This is a genomic window from Bifidobacterium goeldii (assembly GCF_003951095.1).
Lineage (GTDB): Bacteria > Actinomycetota > Actinomycetes > Actinomycetales > Bifidobacteriaceae > Bifidobacterium > Bifidobacterium goeldii.
In genome coordinates this window covers 52,424-69,425 of sequence record NZ_QXGL01000005.1, presented here as the reverse complement: position 1 = coordinate 69,425, position 17,002 = coordinate 52,424, and the positions used below count along the sequence as shown (strand labels likewise).

Annotated in this window: 16 protein-coding genes; 7 read left to right on the top strand and 9 right to left on the bottom strand. The window is 53.2% G+C overall.

Annotated features, from left to right (window positions below):
• Window positions 1–56 precede the first annotated feature (56 nt).
• Entirely contained in the window at window positions 57–1,307 is a 1,251-nt protein-coding gene (locus tag D2E25_RS07975; RefSeq protein WP_125981614.1) for a Fic family protein, read from the bottom strand.
• 479 nt (window positions 1,308–1,786) lie between these two features.
• Here D2E25_RS07975 and D2E25_RS07970 point away from each other — a divergent pair, with 479 nt between their 5' ends.
• From D2E25_RS07970 to D2E25_RS07960, 3 genes are all read left to right on the top strand, one after another.
• A complete protein-coding gene (locus D2E25_RS07970; protein WP_125981612.1) occupies window positions 1,787–2,605 on the top strand; it encodes a hypothetical protein in 819 nt (272 codons plus the stop codon).
• A gap of 175 nt (window positions 2,606–2,780) precedes the next feature.
• Entirely contained in the window at window positions 2,781–3,743 is a 963-nt protein-coding gene (locus D2E25_RS07965; RefSeq protein WP_125981610.1) for an Ltp family lipoprotein, read from the top strand.
• A gap of 183 nt (window positions 3,744–3,926) precedes the next feature.
• Window positions 3,927–5,033 (top strand): NAD(P)/FAD-dependent oxidoreductase, encoded by a 1,107-nt coding sequence (locus tag D2E25_RS07960; protein ID WP_420897342.1) that lies wholly within the window; start codon window positions 3,927–3,929, stop codon window positions 5,031–5,033.
• Between the two features lie 120 nt (window positions 5,034–5,153).
• Here D2E25_RS07960 and D2E25_RS07955 read toward each other — a convergent pair whose 3' ends face one another.
• The 8 genes from D2E25_RS07955 to rpmH form a co-directional block, all read right to left on the bottom strand.
• Window positions 5,154–6,728, bottom strand: a complete 1,575-nt coding sequence (locus D2E25_RS07955) for a ParB/RepB/Spo0J family partition protein (protein WP_125981608.1) — start codon at window positions 6,726–6,728, stop codon at window positions 5,154–5,156.
• Window position 6,729: 1 nt separating this feature from the next.
• Window positions 6,730–7,674, bottom strand: coding sequence for a ParA family protein (locus tag D2E25_RS07950; RefSeq protein WP_125981765.1), 945 nt, complete (start codon window positions 7,672–7,674; stop codon window positions 6,730–6,732).
• A gap of 340 nt (window positions 7,675–8,014) precedes the next feature.
• Window positions 8,015–8,737 carry a 16S rRNA (guanine(527)-N(7))-methyltransferase RsmG gene (gene rsmG, locus D2E25_RS07945; protein ID WP_125981763.1) on the bottom strand — a complete coding sequence of 241 codons (723 nt, stop codon included), beginning with the start codon at window positions 8,735–8,737 and terminating at the stop codon, window positions 8,015–8,017.
• 35 nt (window positions 8,738–8,772) lie between these two features.
• The gene (locus D2E25_RS07940) at window positions 8,773–9,339 is read right to left on the bottom strand and encodes a Jag family protein (RefSeq protein WP_125981606.1); all 567 of its coding nucleotides are present in this window, start codon (window positions 9,337–9,339) and stop codon (window positions 8,773–8,775) included.
• Between the two features lie 117 nt (window positions 9,340–9,456).
• Complete coding sequence (gene yidC / locus D2E25_RS07935) at window positions 9,457–10,476, bottom strand: membrane protein insertase YidC (RefSeq protein ID WP_125981604.1); 1,020 nt, start codon at window positions 10,474–10,476, stop codon at window positions 9,457–9,459.
• Window positions 10,477–10,495: 19 nt separating this feature from the next.
• Window positions 10,496–10,807 carry a membrane protein insertion efficiency factor YidD gene (gene yidD / locus D2E25_RS07930; protein WP_125981602.1) on the bottom strand — a complete coding sequence of 104 codons (312 nt, stop codon included), beginning with the start codon at window positions 10,805–10,807 and terminating at the stop codon, window positions 10,496–10,498.
• Window positions 10,804–11,184 (bottom strand): ribonuclease P protein component, encoded by a 381-nt coding sequence (gene rnpA / locus D2E25_RS07925; protein ID WP_125981600.1) that lies wholly within the window; start codon window positions 11,182–11,184, stop codon window positions 10,804–10,806. Before rnpA ends, yidD begins: the two co-directional genes overlap by 4 nt.
• Before the next feature lie 22 nt (window positions 11,185–11,206).
• Entirely contained in the window at window positions 11,207–11,341 is a 135-nt protein-coding gene (rpmH, locus tag D2E25_RS07920; RefSeq protein ID WP_003827866.1) for a 50S ribosomal protein L34, read from the bottom strand.
• A 315-nt stretch (window positions 11,342–11,656) separates the two neighbouring features.
• Between rpmH and dnaA the strand changes: the two genes are divergently transcribed.
• From dnaA to D2E25_RS07900, 4 genes are all read left to right on the top strand, one after another.
• The gene (dnaA, locus tag D2E25_RS07915; protein ID WP_125981598.1) at window positions 11,657–13,324 is read left to right on the top strand and encodes a chromosomal replication initiator protein DnaA; all 1,668 of its coding nucleotides are present in this window, start codon (window positions 11,657–11,659) and stop codon (window positions 13,322–13,324) included.
• 546 nt (window positions 13,325–13,870) lie between these two features.
• Window positions 13,871–14,995 (top strand): DNA polymerase III subunit beta, encoded by a 1,125-nt coding sequence (gene dnaN, locus D2E25_RS07910; protein WP_125981596.1) that lies wholly within the window; start codon window positions 13,871–13,873, stop codon window positions 14,993–14,995.
• A 142-nt stretch (window positions 14,996–15,137) separates the two neighbouring features.
• On the top strand, window positions 15,138–16,391 hold the full coding sequence (gene recF, locus D2E25_RS07905) for a DNA replication/repair protein RecF (protein ID WP_125981594.1): 1,254 nt from the start codon (window positions 15,138–15,140) through the stop codon (window positions 16,389–16,391).
• Window positions 16,384–16,899: a DciA family protein gene (locus tag D2E25_RS07900; protein ID WP_125981592.1), complete on the top strand. Its 516-nt coding sequence runs from the start codon at window positions 16,384–16,386 to the stop codon at window positions 16,897–16,899. Before recF ends, D2E25_RS07900 begins: the two co-directional genes overlap by 8 nt.
• The last annotated feature ends 103 nt before the right edge of the window (window positions 16,900–17,002 follow it).

Genomic DNA, 17,002 nt, shown 5'->3' with positions numbered 1-17,002 from the left:
ATGATTGTGGCCTCGCACGTATCACACGTACGAGGCCACAATCATATTTGGGGTTGTTATCCATAGTCCTTGCCGAAGAGCAGGCTTCTCATGCTGTCACTCAGCGAATAGTAAACCGGTCGCTCTCCCACTGTTGTTATGGCTTTATCCGCAATCAGTACATCCAGCGCTGTATTTACTCGTTTACGGCCAAGCGCTAAACCATCCCGCAACTGCGGACGCGTAACCCAGTGAGGTTGTACACCAAAGAGTTCCTCCTGAATCAGCACGCCGATAATGTTGATGTGATCATCGTTCCAGTTGTGCTCATGCCCGAACGTGTAGAGAACGCTTTTTGCACGTTCAAACGATGCTCGCTTTTCGGATAGATCATCAATGATGTGACGTTGAGCGTCAGCTATGAATTTCATCATCTGATAAGCAAATAAACTGACGTCGCAGCAGTTCAATGGATGTTGCGCTTCCTCAAACGCCTTATAGTAGCGATTTTTGCTATCTGAGATCACGGGGCTGAGACTAATGGCTGTGGGCACGCTCAAATGCCGCCTGAGTTGCATTGCGAACAAGAATCTTCCTGTTCTGCCATTGCCGTCGTAAAACGGGTGGATATATTCAAACGCAAAATGGCACATTGCAGCCTTGAGCAATGACGGCATATCTGAGTTGCTGGTGAAGGTCAACCATTGGGTAAGGAGTACTTTAATCTCAGATTCCGGAGTAATGCCGGTATGAATGCGTCGACCAGTGGCCTCATCGTCAATGTATACAGGGCCGTTGCGGAACAGATCGCCATCTGGCAGGTCAGCATCCTCAAGCTCGCCAGAGATCACCTGATCGTATATGGCACGAATATCTTCCAGACTGTGCGGGAGAGCAAGATGCTCTGGATTACTGTCGCTGAGCGCAAGAAACAGTTTGGCAAACTCGCTAAACCTTTTATGCGGCCCGTTATCTATTGCGCTCTTCAACGCGTCACTGATCTCTTTACGAGTGGAGCGAACACCTTCGATACTGTTAGTGCTTTGCATTTCTGCACCAATGAGGTCCATGATGTATGCGCGCCGAGCGATAGGCGGAAGGTTTTCCCAAAGGGCGATAACTACGTTTTCTTGTTCACGAATATGATCGACGATAGTGGCAAGTTCGCGAAAATTGACGATACATAATTCATGACCACGCAGAACAATGCCAGAGCGGAACGTACTCCAGCCTTCTAGTCGTTGCTGGTATTCACGCTCAGCGATAACTTGCAGTGGTTCTGAGGACTGGCTCATATGCACCATTTGCCGAATGCTTTTATATTGCATATGGTTCCTTTCACCGCTCTATGCCATACAGCATTGCAAAAATTGTACTTCTATTGTGTCTTTTGGGCAAAAAGACACAATAGAAGTACAGCGATTATTCATGTGCGTTGCTGCTAGTGATCACTGACAAGAACAATCGAGTTAGCAGGCCCACCGTATGCGTAGCTCTCGGCAAAGAGTTCTTCTGACATCAGATCAACTTGTATAGCGTCATACACTCCCAAGCATTCAAGAACCATATAAACTGAAGTAACCCCCTACAGAAGAGATAGGAGAAGGACAATGAGTAGTCCAGACAATCAGCAGCCGTTGCAGCCGATGCAACCGACACAGCCAGATATGCAAGCCCCCCCCCGCAACTGAGTGAGTCTCAACCGCAGCCACAATCTCAACCGCAGTATGGGCAGTACGCGCCGCAATACGGGCAATATGCGCCACAACCTGAGGTAGGTCAGGAGCCACTTCAGCAGCAGGGGCCGATGTCACTGCCGCCGAATAAATGGTCAAAGAAGACCATCACTCTCAAGATCTGGCAGTTTATTCTCTCGTTGGTGGGAGCAGTGTTCGCTGGCATGATCCTACTGACCTGCATTGCATTTGCACTAGCTCCTGTAGATACTACGACCGCACCGCAGACTGATACAACCGCCAGTGATTCCTCCACGCAGAGCGAGCAGTCTACTGATACTAACAAAGAGACACCAAAGCCAAAAAGCATCACTAGTATTTCAGCGGAATATAACGGCCCGACCACGGCCGGCACTGAAATCAATGATCAATCTGACATTGATGTCACGGTAGTGTATAGCGACGATACTCATACGAATAATGTGCGAGGGTTCACGGTGAAGAATCCTGGCACGCTTGAAGCTGGTCAGACCCAAGAATTCACTGTTGAATATAAGGGTCATGAAGCTACCTTTACGGTTAACGTCGAGGAGTCGGATGACCAGTTCAAGGCCAGCACGCAGGATATTTCTTACGAAGAGCTCGCAAGGAATCCCGATGCCAACAAGTACAAGCGAGTTCACTTCCGCGGCAAAATCGTGCAGGTCATGGAAGATGAACTCTCAGTGCAATATCGCATTAGTGTTGAACAAACTGATTACGGCAGCTGGGATTCTAACAAGGTGATCTACGTAACGTATATTCGCACTGGTAACGATAATCGACTCCTCGAGGACGATATCGTCGAATTGTGGGGTACGTCAAACGGCACGATCACGTATGAGTCAACGCTTGGCGGGCATATCACCATACCGAGCGTGGTAGCAAGGATCATGCAGCTGTCGTCGTGATGGCGTTGGTTCTGCAACCTAACCAGCAACGATGATGACAGAGTCTCAGTCCCCTCAGCTGAGGGGACTGTGGGACTGTCAACGAAACATCATCTCCCTGGAAATAACTGAAGCGCATTGATGATTCGACGACGAATCTCAATGAGAAGTATGAAGAAGTATCAAGGAGGTTACTATGAGCAACCCATTATCACAGAAAATTCGCCAGTACTGCGCTATTGGCATTACAGCGGCCATGCTGTCCGCCGGTATCGTTGTTGCAACACCTTCCACTGCATTTGCGGCCAGCGAAGGCGTGCAGGAGATGTATCGCCTGTATAACCCGAATTCAGGAGAGCATTTTTACACGGCTTCCGAAGGTGAGCGCGATACTCTCGACTGGCAGGGCTGGCGATATGAGGGCGTGGGTTGGATTGCGCCAGCTAAATCCAATACGCCGGTGTATCGCATGTACAATCCGAATGCCGGCGATCATCATTACACGATGAGCGGTTCAGAACGCGATAATTTGGTGCGCGTTGGCTGGCGGTACGAAGGTATCGGCTGGTACTCCGATGATGCCAAGGGATCACCTTTGTACCGTCAGTACAATCCCAATGCTCGGACTGGTTCACACAATTACACTTCGTCAGCTGGTGAACGAGATTCGCTGATTCAGCTTGGATGGCGGAACGAAAACATTGGCTGGTATGGCCTGCGCGTAACCACATCACAAGTTAATGCACTGAAAAAAGCAAAGAGCTACTTGAGTATTTCTTCTTTCTCTTATCAGAGTCTTATTGAACAACTTGAGTACAGCAAGTTCTCAACCGCAGATGCGACATGGGCTGTAGATCGATGTGGCGCTAACTGGAATGAGCAAGCAGCTAAAAAGGCCAAGTCCTATCTTACAATCACTGCATTTTCGTACGATGGTCTCATTGAACAACTTGAGTACAGCAAGTTTACTCATGAACAAGCTGTCTATGGTGTGAACCAGAGCGGTGCCAATTGGAATGAGCAAGCCGTTAAAAAAGCCCAGTCCTATCTCAAGCTCATGTCTTTTTCGCGAGATGAATTGATTGAGCAACTTGAATATAGCAAGTTCACTCATGAGCAAGCCGTCTACGGCGTAGACCATTCGGGAGCAATCTGGTAAACAAATCTGAGCTGAGCTGAGATAGTAGCGTGATGCCGAGTACACCTGTTGTACTCGGCATCATGGTTATAGGCCACTTTTCGCCTCCGGCCAACGCTATGTGCGTGGAGGTCAGTGTGGGTCGGTATCGTGAGGGGCATGAGTGAACATGATTCCGCTATGTTGAATGAGGCCAATAACGACGTGCACCACGTGCAGGCGCTGGTGATCGGCTCCGGCCCTGCCGGTTACACTGCGGCGCTGTACTTGGCGCGCGCTGGTTATAAGCCGACCGTGCTGGCTGGCGAGCTTACGCCCGGTGGGCAGTTGGTGAACACCACCACTGTTGAGAATTTTCCTGGCTTCCCTGAGGGCATTCTCGGACCGGATTTGATGGACCGTATGCGCGATCAAGCTGAAGCATTTGGTGCGATTATCGAATACGTTGATGTCGTTGACGTTGATCTTGCCGGCGATGTAAAAACCATGACGTGTAGCGATGGGGAACGTTACGCAGCTCCCGTGGTGATTATTTCCACCGGTTCGCGTTACCGTAAACTCGGTGTGCCCGGCGAAGAAGAATTCTCTGGCCACGGTGTCTCTTACTGCGCCACCTGCGATGGCTTCTTCTTCAAAGACCAGCCGATTGTGGTCATCGGCGGCGGCGATAGCGCGCTTAGTGAAGCTGAATTCCTCACGCGATTTGGTTCCTCGGTGACGCTCATTCATCGTCGTGATCAGTTCCGCGCATCGCAGATTCTCGTCGACCGCGCGAAGCAGAATCCGAAGATCACTCTGCTCACCAACACGATCGTCACTGCGGTACGCGGCGATGATGAAGAGAACGCCACCAGCGCCGATCCAGCGCCAGCAGCAGCTGTCAACAACGCAGGAACCACTACCCCGAAGCTTACTGTCGGCGGCGCATCGCTGGCTCTTTCCACTCCTCAAGCACCTGCAATCGGACTCAATCTCGGTGCCCTCTCGGCTGCACAGGCAAACAAGCCCGCTTCTGCCGCATACGTCGAACTTGAGAACACGGTAACCGGTGAGCGTTCAACATTGCCTGCCAACGGTATTTTCGTGGCGATTGGCCATGTGCCTGCCACGGATTTCCTCAACGGTCAGGTAGCGACGGACGATGACGGTTATGTGTTGGTAGACGGCGCAAGCACGCGCACATCAGTGCCTGGCGTCTTCGCTGCCGGCGACTGCGTTGACCGCGTGTACCGTCAAGCGATTAGCGCTGCTGGCATGGGCTGCCGCGCTGCACTTGACGCGCAACATTATCTTGCTGAGCAGCAGGACTGAGGGCTGATTGCTGATCTGCTAACCACGATTGCAATCGCTCAACGCGTTATAGTAAAGGCCGCGACTCGTACATGAGTCGCGGCCTTTACTGTTAATGATTGAGATTTGATACTCGGGTTATCACACCCAATTTGACTTGGGCTTATCTGCAGCCGGCATCAGCAAGCCAAGAATGCGATCCATATCCTCCGGGGAAGAGAACACAATTTCAATACGGCCATGCTTCTGCGTGCCCTTGATTGACACCTTAGTGTCAAAGTGATTCTCTAGGTTGTTGAGAATCGGCGAGCCAGCCCACGGATTGTTTTTGTTGGCGCGCGGCTTTTTCGGAGCATCGCTTTCAGCGTTTTTCATCGCTACGATCTCCTCGGCGCTGCGTACCGACAGGCCTTCACCAATAATGCGCGTAGCGAGCTTCTCCATCTCACTTTCGTCGTTCAACGCCAGTAGTGCGCGAGCGTGGCCGGCAGACAGTACGCCAGCCGCAACCTTCTTCTGCACGGATGCAGGCAAGTTCAGCAGTCGTAGCGTGTTCGCGATCTGCGGGCGAGACTTGGAGATTGACTTCGACAGTTCAGCCTGAGTGAGTCCAAATTCGTCGATCATCTGCTGATAGGCAGCAGCTTCTTCCAACGGATTCAGTGCCACGCGGTGCAGGTTTTCCAGCAAGGCGTCGCGCAACATCTCATCGTCGGTGGTTGTCTTCACGATTGCAGGGATCGTGGTCAGGCCAGCCAGCTGAGATGCACGCCAACGGCGCTCACCCATGATCAACTCATAGTGTGCTGACGATGCTGATGCTGTAGATGTTTCACGTGAAACATCAGCGGAGTCGGTCTTGTCTGCGTTTGTCGCCGATGTTTCACGTGAAACATCGGGCTTCTTCCGAACAACGATCGGCTGCAGCACACCAACTTCGCTAATCGACGCGGACAGCTCGTTCAGCTCATCCTCGTCAAATACCGTACGCGGCTGCTGCGCATTCGGTACGATATCGGTCACCTTGAGCTCAGCCAAGTAGCCACCTGCCACTGGTTTAAGCTCCGGTTCCTTATCCTTATCATCAGCCTTAGCTTCGCTGTTACGAGTCTGAGCCGAAGTACCCTTGCCCTGAGCGGCAACGGCATTCTTCTGAGCAGCAGGCTTGCTGCCAGGAGCAGTAGCATCCGCAACCTTATCGGCTGCTGCACTACTACCTGCATCGTGCGCATCTAGGCCCGGCAATACAGTCGGCACAGCAGGCGCACCGAAGAACATATCACTCGGGTGATGCGCGATGTCTCCCAGACCTGGCATCGACGCGCGCTTAGACTTGCGCGAGGAGGACGCAGTCAACGGCGAATGCATCTCCGGCACAGAATCTTGCACTGCAGGTACGGCCGGACGCTTGCGTTCCACATACGGCTGATTTGTCGACGACTCATCAGCGGTCTGAGACTCCAGCTTTGTAGCGGTAGCTGGTTTTGCGGTCGGCTCCGGCTTCACCGTAGCGGATTTCTTCGCCGCTGCAGTCTGAGTAGCAGGGGTAGCAGCAACCTTGGTAGCGGTCGTCTTCTCCCCCGCTGATGCAGTTGCACCAACGCGATGATCATCGGCACCGTGCTGCGACTCAACTTTGTCAGCAGCCTCATGCTCGCCCGGTAGCGCAGGGAACAGAGCACCAAGACCTTTTCCTAAACGTGACTTCGAGGCCATATCAGTGCTCTCCCCTCTTCGCATCGATCGCGGCGATTACGGATGGCGAGCGGCGCGCAATTTCCAGCGCTGCTTCACCGTATGCTATTGCTCCCATACCGCGGGGATCGTAGCTGATTACGGACTCACCGAAACTTGGAGCCTCGGAAATCTTCACCGTGCGCGGAATAGTGGTATTCAGCACGATGGAGGGATAGTGACTCTTCACTTCGTTGTACACTTCGCGACTGAGCAACGTACGCTTATCGAACATCGTGACCAGCATCGTCGATACGGTCAGGTTCGGGTTGAAATGCTCCTGCACCAAGCCAATTGTGTTGATGAGCTGACCGAGACCTTCCAGCGCGTAATACTCTGCCTGAATCGGAATGAGCATTTCAGTGACTGCGCACATCGAGTTGATCACCAGCAAGCCGAGGCTCGGCGGGCAGTCAATGAACACGTAGTCGTAATGCTCTTCGGATTCGTTGAGGAACGCCGACAGTGCTTCATTGAGTAGATCGTTGCGGTTGGCAAGATCAGCAACTTCGAGTTCTGCACCAGACAAATCGATAGACGCTGGCACAACATCGAGGGTCTCAAACTGCGGGCACTGTACCTTGGCCTGAGCAATAGTCAGTCGACCTTCAAGCACATCGTACACTGACGGATCTTTAGTGCCATGAGAGACACCAAGCGCTGTAGACGCGTTGCCCTGCGGGTCCATATCGATGACGAGTACGCGAGCACCATGTGCAGCCAACGCCGAAGCAACATTCACTGTGGTGGTGGTTTTACCAACGCCGCCCTTCTGGTTGGCGACAGCGATCAAACGCGTACGCGAGGGGCGCGGGAACTCCTGATTTTGGAGGGCGTGATAGCGCGTTGTTTCGTCGATGATCTCCGCACCGAGCGAGGAACTGCTGTCACCGAAGATTCGGCGAATGGTCTCTGAGGCAGATTCCATACCAGCCATTGCATTGGAATCAGACTGCCCAACGGATTGCATTATCCCCTCCTTGAAAAAACAACAATTTCTAGTTTTCCTATTCGTATGGACATGCATTACCTATTTGTGAGTTATGCACACCCATGTGGATAACTGTGGATAACTTGGTTGAAATCTTGCTTGATAGTACCACTTAGCAACGCTGAAAATCGTTGCAACACCGCCGTTTGTAGACATGTCCACAGATATCCAAAAAGCATTGTGGATAACTGTGGACATGTCTGAAAAAATGTGGATAACCCTTAGTGTGCTGCTACCGTACGCCCATAATGCGCATCGTTTGGTATACAGTCACGCATTACTGCTTATTGACGATAACGACGTGCGTCGGCTCCAAACCAGGGCCAACTGGAGCCTCAACCACGCGTGCATGAGAGCCACCAAATTGCGTGATCTGACGCTTAGCCTTATCGATTTCCGCCTGAGCAGAGCGACCTTTGAGCGCAATCAGCTGACCACGACGACCCAAGAGTGGTAGCGTCCAACCAGACAGTTTAGTCATCGGCGCTACTGCGCGGCAGGTCACTACCGCAAACGGATGCATCCCTGAGCGACGATCGCGCACCTGCGCGATAACTTCATCAGACCGCGCGCGAATAATGTCGACATTATCCAGCTGCATCTCATCGACACATTCTTGCAGCCACTCCACACGACGTTCCATCGGCTCGATCAACGTGACGTGATGATCTGGCAGGCAAGCAGCCACAACAATGCCAGGGAAGCCTCCCCCGCTACCAACATCAGCAATAGTCTTGAACTGCTTACCCTCAGTAGAGCGCCGCACAAAAGGTACAATAGCTGCCGAATTGAGAATATGCCGTTCCCAGATAATCGACACATCACGCGGCCCAATAAGACCGCGAGGCTCGCCCTCCTTGGAAAGTTTCACGTGAAACACTGACAGCTTGTCATATGCATCACCGAGAACTTCGCGCACTACAGGCGAGCCATCAAGCTCATCCGGTACTGGAGCAACCGCTGACGTGGATACTGGAGCAGATGCTGAAGCATCATCCAGCGGCGGTTCGATTGTTTCACGTGAAACAGTGTCGCTCACTCTTCGCCAGCCTCGTTGTCGAGATCAGTATCGAGGTCGGTATCAGCCACCTCAGCGTCAGTATCCTCTGCGTTGTTGCGCAGGTAAATCGTCACATAACGCTTCGGCTCTTCACCGTGCGAGCGGGACTTCAAGCCCTCATCGCGAACCACATCGTGCACAACCTTGCGCTCAAAGGAGTTCATCGGCTTCAAATCAACCGGCTCACCGGTCTCCCTCACCTCGTCGATAGCATCCAATGCAATATCACGCAGACGCTGACGCTTGCGCTTCAGGAAGCCGTCAACATCAACAATCAAGTGCGAACGATCGCCAGTCTTCTGCTGCACAGCGAGTCGAGTAAGCTGCTGCAGCGCATCGACCACTTCCCCATTGCGGCCGATCAAATGCTTAATGTCAGAATCATCGTCCGCAACGATCTGCACCATCGGGCGACCGTTACGCACGCCCATCTCGATGTCGCCATCATAATCGGCGATATCCAGCAGACCTTCCAAATAATCGGCAGCGATATCAGCCTCATCATTGAGCTGATCGATCGTCTTACTCTCATCCTGCGCCATGTCACAAACTCCTTACTCAGCGAAGGTCTCGGAATCTAAAAGTCAGTGTAAACCACTTGGTCTCATGGAAACGAATTGTTGTCGTTTCCATGAGACCAAGTCAATAATCAAAGCCGCTTACTTCTTTTTATTACGGTTTTTGCGCTGCGGCTGAACGCGCTGGTAACCATGAGCATCACGGTGTTCGGCAGCTTCCTTGGCCTTCTGCAGCTCCTCTTCCTCGAGGGACGGCAGACCAGCCTTCGCACGGCGCTCGTTCTCGCGCTTGTGATCACGCACTTCCTTATCCTTAGCAGCCGGGGAGCCAGGAGTTGGGAATGCGGATACCTGCCAGATTGTACGAGCCAAGTTGCACACGTTGTTAGTGAGCCAGTACACCAACACGGCGAACGGCATGGCGATACCGGAGAAGATATACATGATTGGGAACAGCCACAGCATGCTCTTCTGCATGGTGGCAGCCTGGCCAACCATTGCCTCCGGGTTCGTGTTGCGCTTCATGCTGAAGTATGTGGTAAACCACAGGCAGAAGCACATCAAGGCTACGAACACACCGATAACAACCTTGCCGCCCATATCCGCAGAGGTGAAGTTATCAGTGACGCTGACAATACCGAACACGTCAGTCTGCGTGAACTGCTGAGCAGTGGCCTGATCGAACGCGCCCAGTGGCTCTTCACGTACACCGCTCGCGATGTACGGAATAGCAGACAGCGTGTAGAACATGGCCATGAACACCGGGCTCTGGATGAGCAGCGGCAGGCAGGATCCGGCGGGGTTAGCGTCGTTATCCTGATACAGCTTCATCATCTCACGCTGCATGGCCTCTTTGCTGGCCTGGTCCTTCTTGCCCTTGTACTTGTTCTGAATGCGCTGCATCTTAGGCTGCAAAGCCTGCAGTTTGCGCATCGACTTCATCTGCTTGTAGAACAGCGGGAAGATACACGCCTGCACAAACAGCACTAGGAAGATAATGGAGACGACCCACGAGACACCGACCGGGTTCATGCCAAGCATGACGAGGAAATCATGCATGAGCTTCATGATCCAAGTCTGCAGCCATTCAACCGGGGTCAGGATCTTATAGAAGAATCCCCAGAACCCGCTGTCAAGCAGGAATTGACTAGAATTATTCATCGCTTAGGCCCTCTCCTTATTATTCGGCATGATGACTGTCATGCCAGGCCAGTGGTGTGAGTCGAGGCTCCTCATGAGCCTTTGACCACGAAAATCGATAAAAGACGGAATAACGCTGCGGTACGTCGTCGATGCCGCCTCGGCTCCATGGCCGGCAGCGCAATAAGCGCAATACCGCCAGAAGTCCCCCTTTACAGGCGCCATAACGTTGCAACGCTTCGATGGCATACCTCGAACACGTGGGGTAATACTTGCAGCATGCCGGCCGATTCGCTGAGATATTTCGCTGATACCAGCGAATCGCACGAATCATGGCATTGGCAATGCTCATCGACGATCCTGCTTCGCTGCCTTGCGGGCAACAGCATCGAATAATGAGGCCATCTGCCCATCTAACGACTGAAATTCAGCATGCGCCGCGCTTGGTTTTGCCCGCAGTACCACATCGCACCGCTCGGGCAGACGTGATTCGTATTGACGGGCCAAAACCCGAAAACGTCGTTTGACAGTGTTGCGAGTTACCGCATGTCCCACCGACTTGGATACAGCCAGACCGATTCGCCGCCCACTATCTGCGGGAACGTGTGAATCTCCTAAAATCGAGGAATCGTCGCGCACTAGATAGTGCACGACGATATCCTTATCACTGACTTTACGACGCCGCTTGAGCACGGTGACAAAGTCACGGTGGCTCTTCAGCCGCTCCACGTCGGTTATACCGCCGCTACAATCAGGCGGACAGGGACTTGCGTCCCTTAGCGCGACGACGGTTGATCAGCGCACGGCCAGAACGAGTGCGCATACGAACGCGGAAACCGTGCTTCATGTGACGACGGCGGTTGTTGGGCTGGAATGTCCTCTTCATAGTTAATGCTCCCGGTTTTTAGCCATGACAATGCACGGCTCCTCATGAGTCAAGCTCTATCACGTTACTCTGACCCCTACCCTAAGTCAAAATGAAACGGTTTTCTTCACATTCCGATACACCGCTGCACGCCGCGTAATGACTATTAATCCTTGGAACCACGCCAAAAGCTGGGGATGAGTTATCCACAAATTACACAGATGTTATTCACATCCCAATGAGCACAACACGCGAGGCTGTGGATAACTTCCATGTTTTGGAGTAAATATAGTCTGTCGTATTCATTCGCACAACCGTCGCCTGAAGGAGGTCACAATGTCGGATGACCTTCTTGGACCTGCCGAACAGGCAGCGCGCCTGTGGAGCGACACGCTGGCAATGCTTCGTGACAATCCGTCACTGTCGCCGCGCGATAAAGGTTGGCTCGAAGGGGTTGTGCCCGAAGCGGTATATGGCACGACGATCGTGCTATGCGTGAATAACGCCGCAACGCAGCAAGCGCTGCAAACTGAACTGAGCGGCCCGCTGCTGCATGCACTGAAGCTTATTTCGGGAACTGATATGTTCCCTGCGTTCAAAATCGTGCCGCAAACAACCCAGTCGGCACCAATGCCAGCGCCTACTGCTGCGCCAACGCCGCGCATGATGCGCCAGTCTGCTGCCGCATCCGCACACGGATTTAACCGTACGATGTCTGCGCAGACTGCTCGTCAGAGTGCACCATCGCATATGACGACTGCCGCGCCAGCAACGCCAGTGGCAGCAGCACCAGTGCATGAACTTGCGCAAGAGCCAAAGATGGCCAGCAACTCCATGCTGGATGCGATGTCTTCGGAGATCACGACGAAGCCAGCCCCAACGCCAACGCCGCGCATGATGAGTGAGCATGGTGCTTTTCCGGCTGTTCGTCAGCAGCGCGTGCTGCGTGACCCGGAAACGCATTTGAATAAGAATTCGACGTTTGACACCTTCGTTCCCGGGGATTCCAACCGTTTTGCGCGTACTGTTGCGCTAGCAGTGGCGGAAGGTTCTGGCCAAGAGTTTAACCCGCTGTGTATTTATGGCGGTTCTGGCTTGGGTAAAACCCATTTGCTCAACGCTATCGGCAATTATGCGCTGGTGAAGGACCCGACGTTGAAGGTTCGTTACGTCAACTCTGAGGAGTTTACGAACGAGTTTATTGAGGCGCTGCAAACCCCGAATCAGAGCCAGGGCCGTATTGCTGAGTTCAATCGTCGCTATCGTGAGGTTGACGTACTGCTCATTGACGATATTCAGTTCTTGGGTGGCAAGGAAGCAACGTTGGAGCAGTTCTTCCACACGTTTAATGCCTTGCATCAGGCGAATAAGCGTATTGTGATCGCTTCCGATGTGGCGCCAAAGAACTTGAAGGGCTTTGAGGCACGACTGATTTCGCGCTTTGATTCAGGATTGACGGTGGATGTGAAGCCGCCGGATTTGGAGACGCGTATCGCTATTTTGCGCATGATGGCGTCGATGAACGGTACTTCTGCGCCGAATGATGTGCTTGATTTGATTGCGGAGCGCTTTACTGACAATATTCGCGAGCTGGAAGGCGCGCTTATTCGCGTGAGCGCGGTGGCCTCGTTGAATAATCAGCCGATTACTCGACCGCTGGCTGAGCAGACGCTGCAGGATTTCTTCACGATGGACGCTGAAATTAAGCCAACGGACATCATTAGCCAGACGGCGAAGTATTTCCATTTGACGTTTGACGATATTGTTGGGCGCGCGCGTACGAAAAATATTGCGCTGGCGCGTCAGATCGCGATGTATTTGGCTCGCGAGATGACCAGTATGAGCTTGGTTGATATCGGTGAAGTGTTCGGCGGCCGTGATCACACGACGGTTATGCATGCGTGCACGCGCGTGAGCGACGATATGCCGGAAAAGCCGGAGATTTACAACTATGTGCAGGAGTTGACTGCACGACTGAAGCAGCGCGGTAAAGACAGCAATTAACGCACCGCTGCTTGGGAAATAATGCTTGCGCAAAGGTACGTAATTAATCGCGCAAGCTATGCTGTATACACGCGCAACACCGTAAGGTCGTGCGCAATTAATCGTGATATTGTCATACGACACGCCGCCAGGCGTGGATTTTTCCACAGAAGTTATCCACATGGTTATTCACAAATGTGGGCAAACCCTGCGGATAAGCTGTGGAATAGTCCTCGTTTTTGGTGGATACGCCGTGGACTAATCCACAAAAATTGTGGAAAACTCAGAGTCGAAAAGGTGCCTGTGGATAACTCTAAAGTTGTCCACATCACCGTCGACAAGTTATCCACATTCGCGGATATCCACAAAACCCGCGTGCTATCCACCTTTTCACATACTTATCCACATATCCACAGTGCTTACTACTACAACTAGAGCTAATACTTATGTAATAACCAAACGAAATCCTGCCGGGTAAACCATCACGCGTCACTTTTCCACACCCGAACAAAGCATGAGCAATTAGAATGAGATTCAACACCATAGTGCAATAAAGGAACACACATTATGAAGGTAGAAATCGACTCGGCGGCTCTCGCCGACGCCGTCGCGTGGACAACTCGCGTTATTGACGCACGCCCTGCCAACCCAATTCTTGCAGGCGTACAGCTGGAGGCCATTGATGGCACTCTACAACTTTCAGCATTTAATTATGAAATTTCCGCTCGCCACCATATTGAAGCTGGCGTTGATGAGCCTGGAACCGCTCTGGTTCTTGGTAAACTACTCGCGGATATTACTAAATCACTGCCTGCTGAGAAGACGTACTTATCCACTGACGGCTCCACAATGACCATTAGCTCCGGCAAGTCAACATTCACGCTGCAATTAATGCCGGACTCTGAATACCCGGATTTGCCGGTTGTTCCGGCCCCGCTCGGCCAGGTTGACGCTCCAACCTTTATTCAGGCTGTTTCTCAGGCTACTGTCGCAGTCTCGCGCGAAGAAAACCGCCCGGTACTTACCGGCGTACGCGTTCAGTTCGAAGGCGACAAGGTCATTATGACTGCGACCGACCGCTTCCGCCTGTCGCGCGCAACGTTTACGTGGAGCCCGCAGGATACGGCAACATCAACCACGACGCTGGTTCGCGGTACGCTGCTGCGCGATGTCGCTCGCTCGCTGGACGATCACCAGAACGTGCGCATTGACTTTGATGTCGATTCGCCGACGTTGCTCGGCTTTGAAAATGCCGGCCGCGTATCAACGTCGCAGCTGATTGACGGCGAATTCCCGGCGGTTGACCGCCTGTTTGCTGACGAATACCCGATTCAGGCGATTATCGACAAGCAGCAACTGCTCGCTGCGATTAAGCGCGTGGCACTGGTTGCTGAGCGCAATGCGCCGATTCGTATGGTGTTCTCTGGCCAGGAAGTCACCCTGTCTGCTGGCGCTGCCGATGAGGCTCAGGCTCAGGAAACGTTGGATATTGACATGGATGGCGAGGATATTACGGTCGCATTTAATCCGTCGTATCTGATTGAGGGTTTGAGTGCGATCACTGAGCCGTTCGTGCGCATGAAGATGACGACTGCTGTTAAGCCGGTTGAATTCAACGGCCAGCAGGAATCTGATTCCGACGAGTCGATGGACTACCGCTATCTGCTCGTGCCGATGCGTTTCGGCGCCTGATTGAGGCTAACGCTGCTGCCCTGCTTTTTCCGAATACACGCCATTGGCATTAATCTTCGGAAGAGCAGGGCACTACCATCTGGTGGCATTAATCCATATTCTTCAAGACGTACGATTTTCCCGTTGACTTTTGGAGCACCCATTGCATATTTCGCGCCTTGCGCTTGACCACTTCCGCTCGTGGGAGCACTGCGTGCTGGATTTGCATCCCGGAGTCAATATTGTGCAAGGAGCCAACGGGCTCGGCAAAACGAACCTCGTCGAAGCAGTCGAAGTTATTTCTACCGGCTCAAGTCATCGTACGTCGAGCTCCATCCCATTAGTCCAGCGCGGAGCAACATCAGCCACTATCCGCATGAACGTCGAAGCTGACGACAACAACGCAGCTGACCTAGCATCCGCGCAATCGGCGTCCTCAAACACCACAACACTAGAAGCAACTATCACTGCGCGCGGGGCCAATCGCGGGCGTATTAACGGCGGTGCGTCTCGCTATATGCGCGACATTGTCGGCCGGGTGCCCAGCGTCTCGTTTACGCCGGAAGATCAGCAGCTGGTTTCTGGTGATCCTGCTGTGCGCCGAGCGTTTCTCAATCAGACTGCAACGCAGCTGATTGCCGGGTATGCGGACCGATTGCAGACGTTCACGCATATCGCTAAACAGCGCGCAGCACTGCTCAAACAGCTCAATCAGCAGCGTCAAGCCGGGCAGAATGCGGATGCAACACTGAGCGGTTTAGAGATCTGGACGGGGCAGTTTATCGAAGCAGGCATTGCGATTACGCGCGATCGCGCGAAGGTTATTGATCGTCTCGCTGGCCCATTTGCGCAGTTGTGCGCGCAACTTGCGGCGGCTGCCGATGATGCCAGCGATGGTGATCGCGCGAGCGACGACGCTGGCTCCCCCGCGATCGCAGGATTGAAATATCAGCCGTCGTTTGAAGAAGTATTAGGGGCAGAAGATCCTGCGGCATTAATTAGCGAGCATTTCCGGCGAATTTACCCGGGCGAAGTAGCGCGTGGAATTAATCTTATTGGCCCTCAGCGCGACGATATGACGCTGACATTATATGGAATGCCGGCGCGCGAATTCGCTTCCAATGGCGAAACCTGGACGCTCGCCCTCGCCTTGAAGATGGCCGTCTACGGCGCACTATCGGAAACGTTCGGACGCAAACCGATCGTAATTCTCGACGATGTGTTCGCGCAGCTGGACGAATCCCGTCGCGCGCAAATCCTGCGGTTTGCTGCCGCACAGGATCAGGTACTGATCACGGTTGCTGCAGACGGTGACATTCCCTCTTCGCCGATCATAGCGGAGGGACGCACACATCGCATTGACGTAGCTGCACTGAAGCGCGATATGCAAGCGCAGGAGACTGCCGACCATGCGTGAGCCCATCGATGTGACGCTCCATCTCGATGCGCGCAAACTGCCCGCACAAATCTTCGAAGGAGTAGCGAAGCGCGCGGGCTTACGTCGTGAACGTGAAGCGCGCGCGGAAGCCGCGTGGGAGAGCTTTGGCAAACCGGGGCGCGATCCCAACACGTTAGGAAGCGTGGTTGCGCTACTCGCCACCAATGGCAACTGGATTCCGCATCTGAAAATTGCCCAACTACGCAACCACTGGGATCAGGTGGTTGGGCCAACGGTCGCTGCACACTCGCAGGTAGCAGGGCTGAACGGTGGCGTGCTGACCGTGCGCGCGGAATCGAACGTGTGGGCTACGCAGCTGACGTATCTCATGCCGCAGCTTGACGCCACGATCAAAGAGCGGCTTGCTGGGCTGGATATTCGCGAGATCAAAGTCACCGGCCCTCATGCAGCCGATTTTCGTCTTGCACGCGGCGGATGGGGCCCGCGCGGCGCCTCAAAAGGCACACGAGGTGGCAATTCGCGGTAAAGGGCGTTAAATCCGCGTAGAAGGGCAAAGTCGGCGTAGACGAGTAGAATCATAGGTAGTATGGTTCAGCGCCTAGAAAGCCCCATTATTCGCGTTCTAGAGC

Coding starts and splice junctions, on each gene's coding strand:
- D2E25_RS07975 (WP_125981614.1), bottom strand. CDS start 1,307: ATGCAATATAAAAGCATTCGGCAAATGGTGCATATGAGCCAGTCCTCA.
- D2E25_RS07970 (WP_125981612.1), top strand. CDS start 1,787: ATGTCACTGCCGCCGAATAAATGGTCAAAGAAGACCATCACTCTCAAG.
- D2E25_RS07965 (WP_125981610.1), top strand. CDS start 2,781: ATGAGCAACCCATTATCACAGAAAATTCGCCAGTACTGCGCTATTGGC.
- D2E25_RS07955 (WP_125981608.1), bottom strand. CDS start 6,728: ATGGCCTCGAAGTCACGTTTAGGAAAAGGTCTTGGTGCTCTGTTCCCT.
- D2E25_RS07950 (WP_125981765.1), bottom strand. CDS start 7,674: ATGGAATCTGCCTCAGAGACCATTCGCCGAATCTTCGGTGACAGCAGT.
- D2E25_RS07940 (WP_125981606.1), bottom strand. CDS start 9,339: ATGGCGCAGGATGAGAGTAAGACGATCGATCAGCTCAATGATGAGGCT.
- yidC (WP_125981604.1), bottom strand. CDS start 10,476: ATGAATAATTCTAGTCAATTCCTGCTTGACAGCGGGTTCTGGGGATTC.
- yidD (WP_125981602.1), bottom strand. CDS start 10,807: ATGAGCATTGCCAATGCCATGATTCGTGCGATTCGCTGGTATCAGCGA.
- rpmH (WP_003827866.1), bottom strand. CDS start 11,341: ATGAAGAGGACATTCCAGCCCAACAACCGCCGTCGTCACATGAAGCAC.
- dnaA (WP_125981598.1), top strand. CDS start 11,657: ATGTCGGATGACCTTCTTGGACCTGCCGAACAGGCAGCGCGCCTGTGG.
- dnaN (WP_125981596.1), top strand. CDS start 13,871: ATGAAGGTAGAAATCGACTCGGCGGCTCTCGCCGACGCCGTCGCGTGG.
- D2E25_RS07900 (WP_125981592.1), top strand. CDS start 16,384: ATGCGTGAGCCCATCGATGTGACGCTCCATCTCGATGCGCGCAAACTG.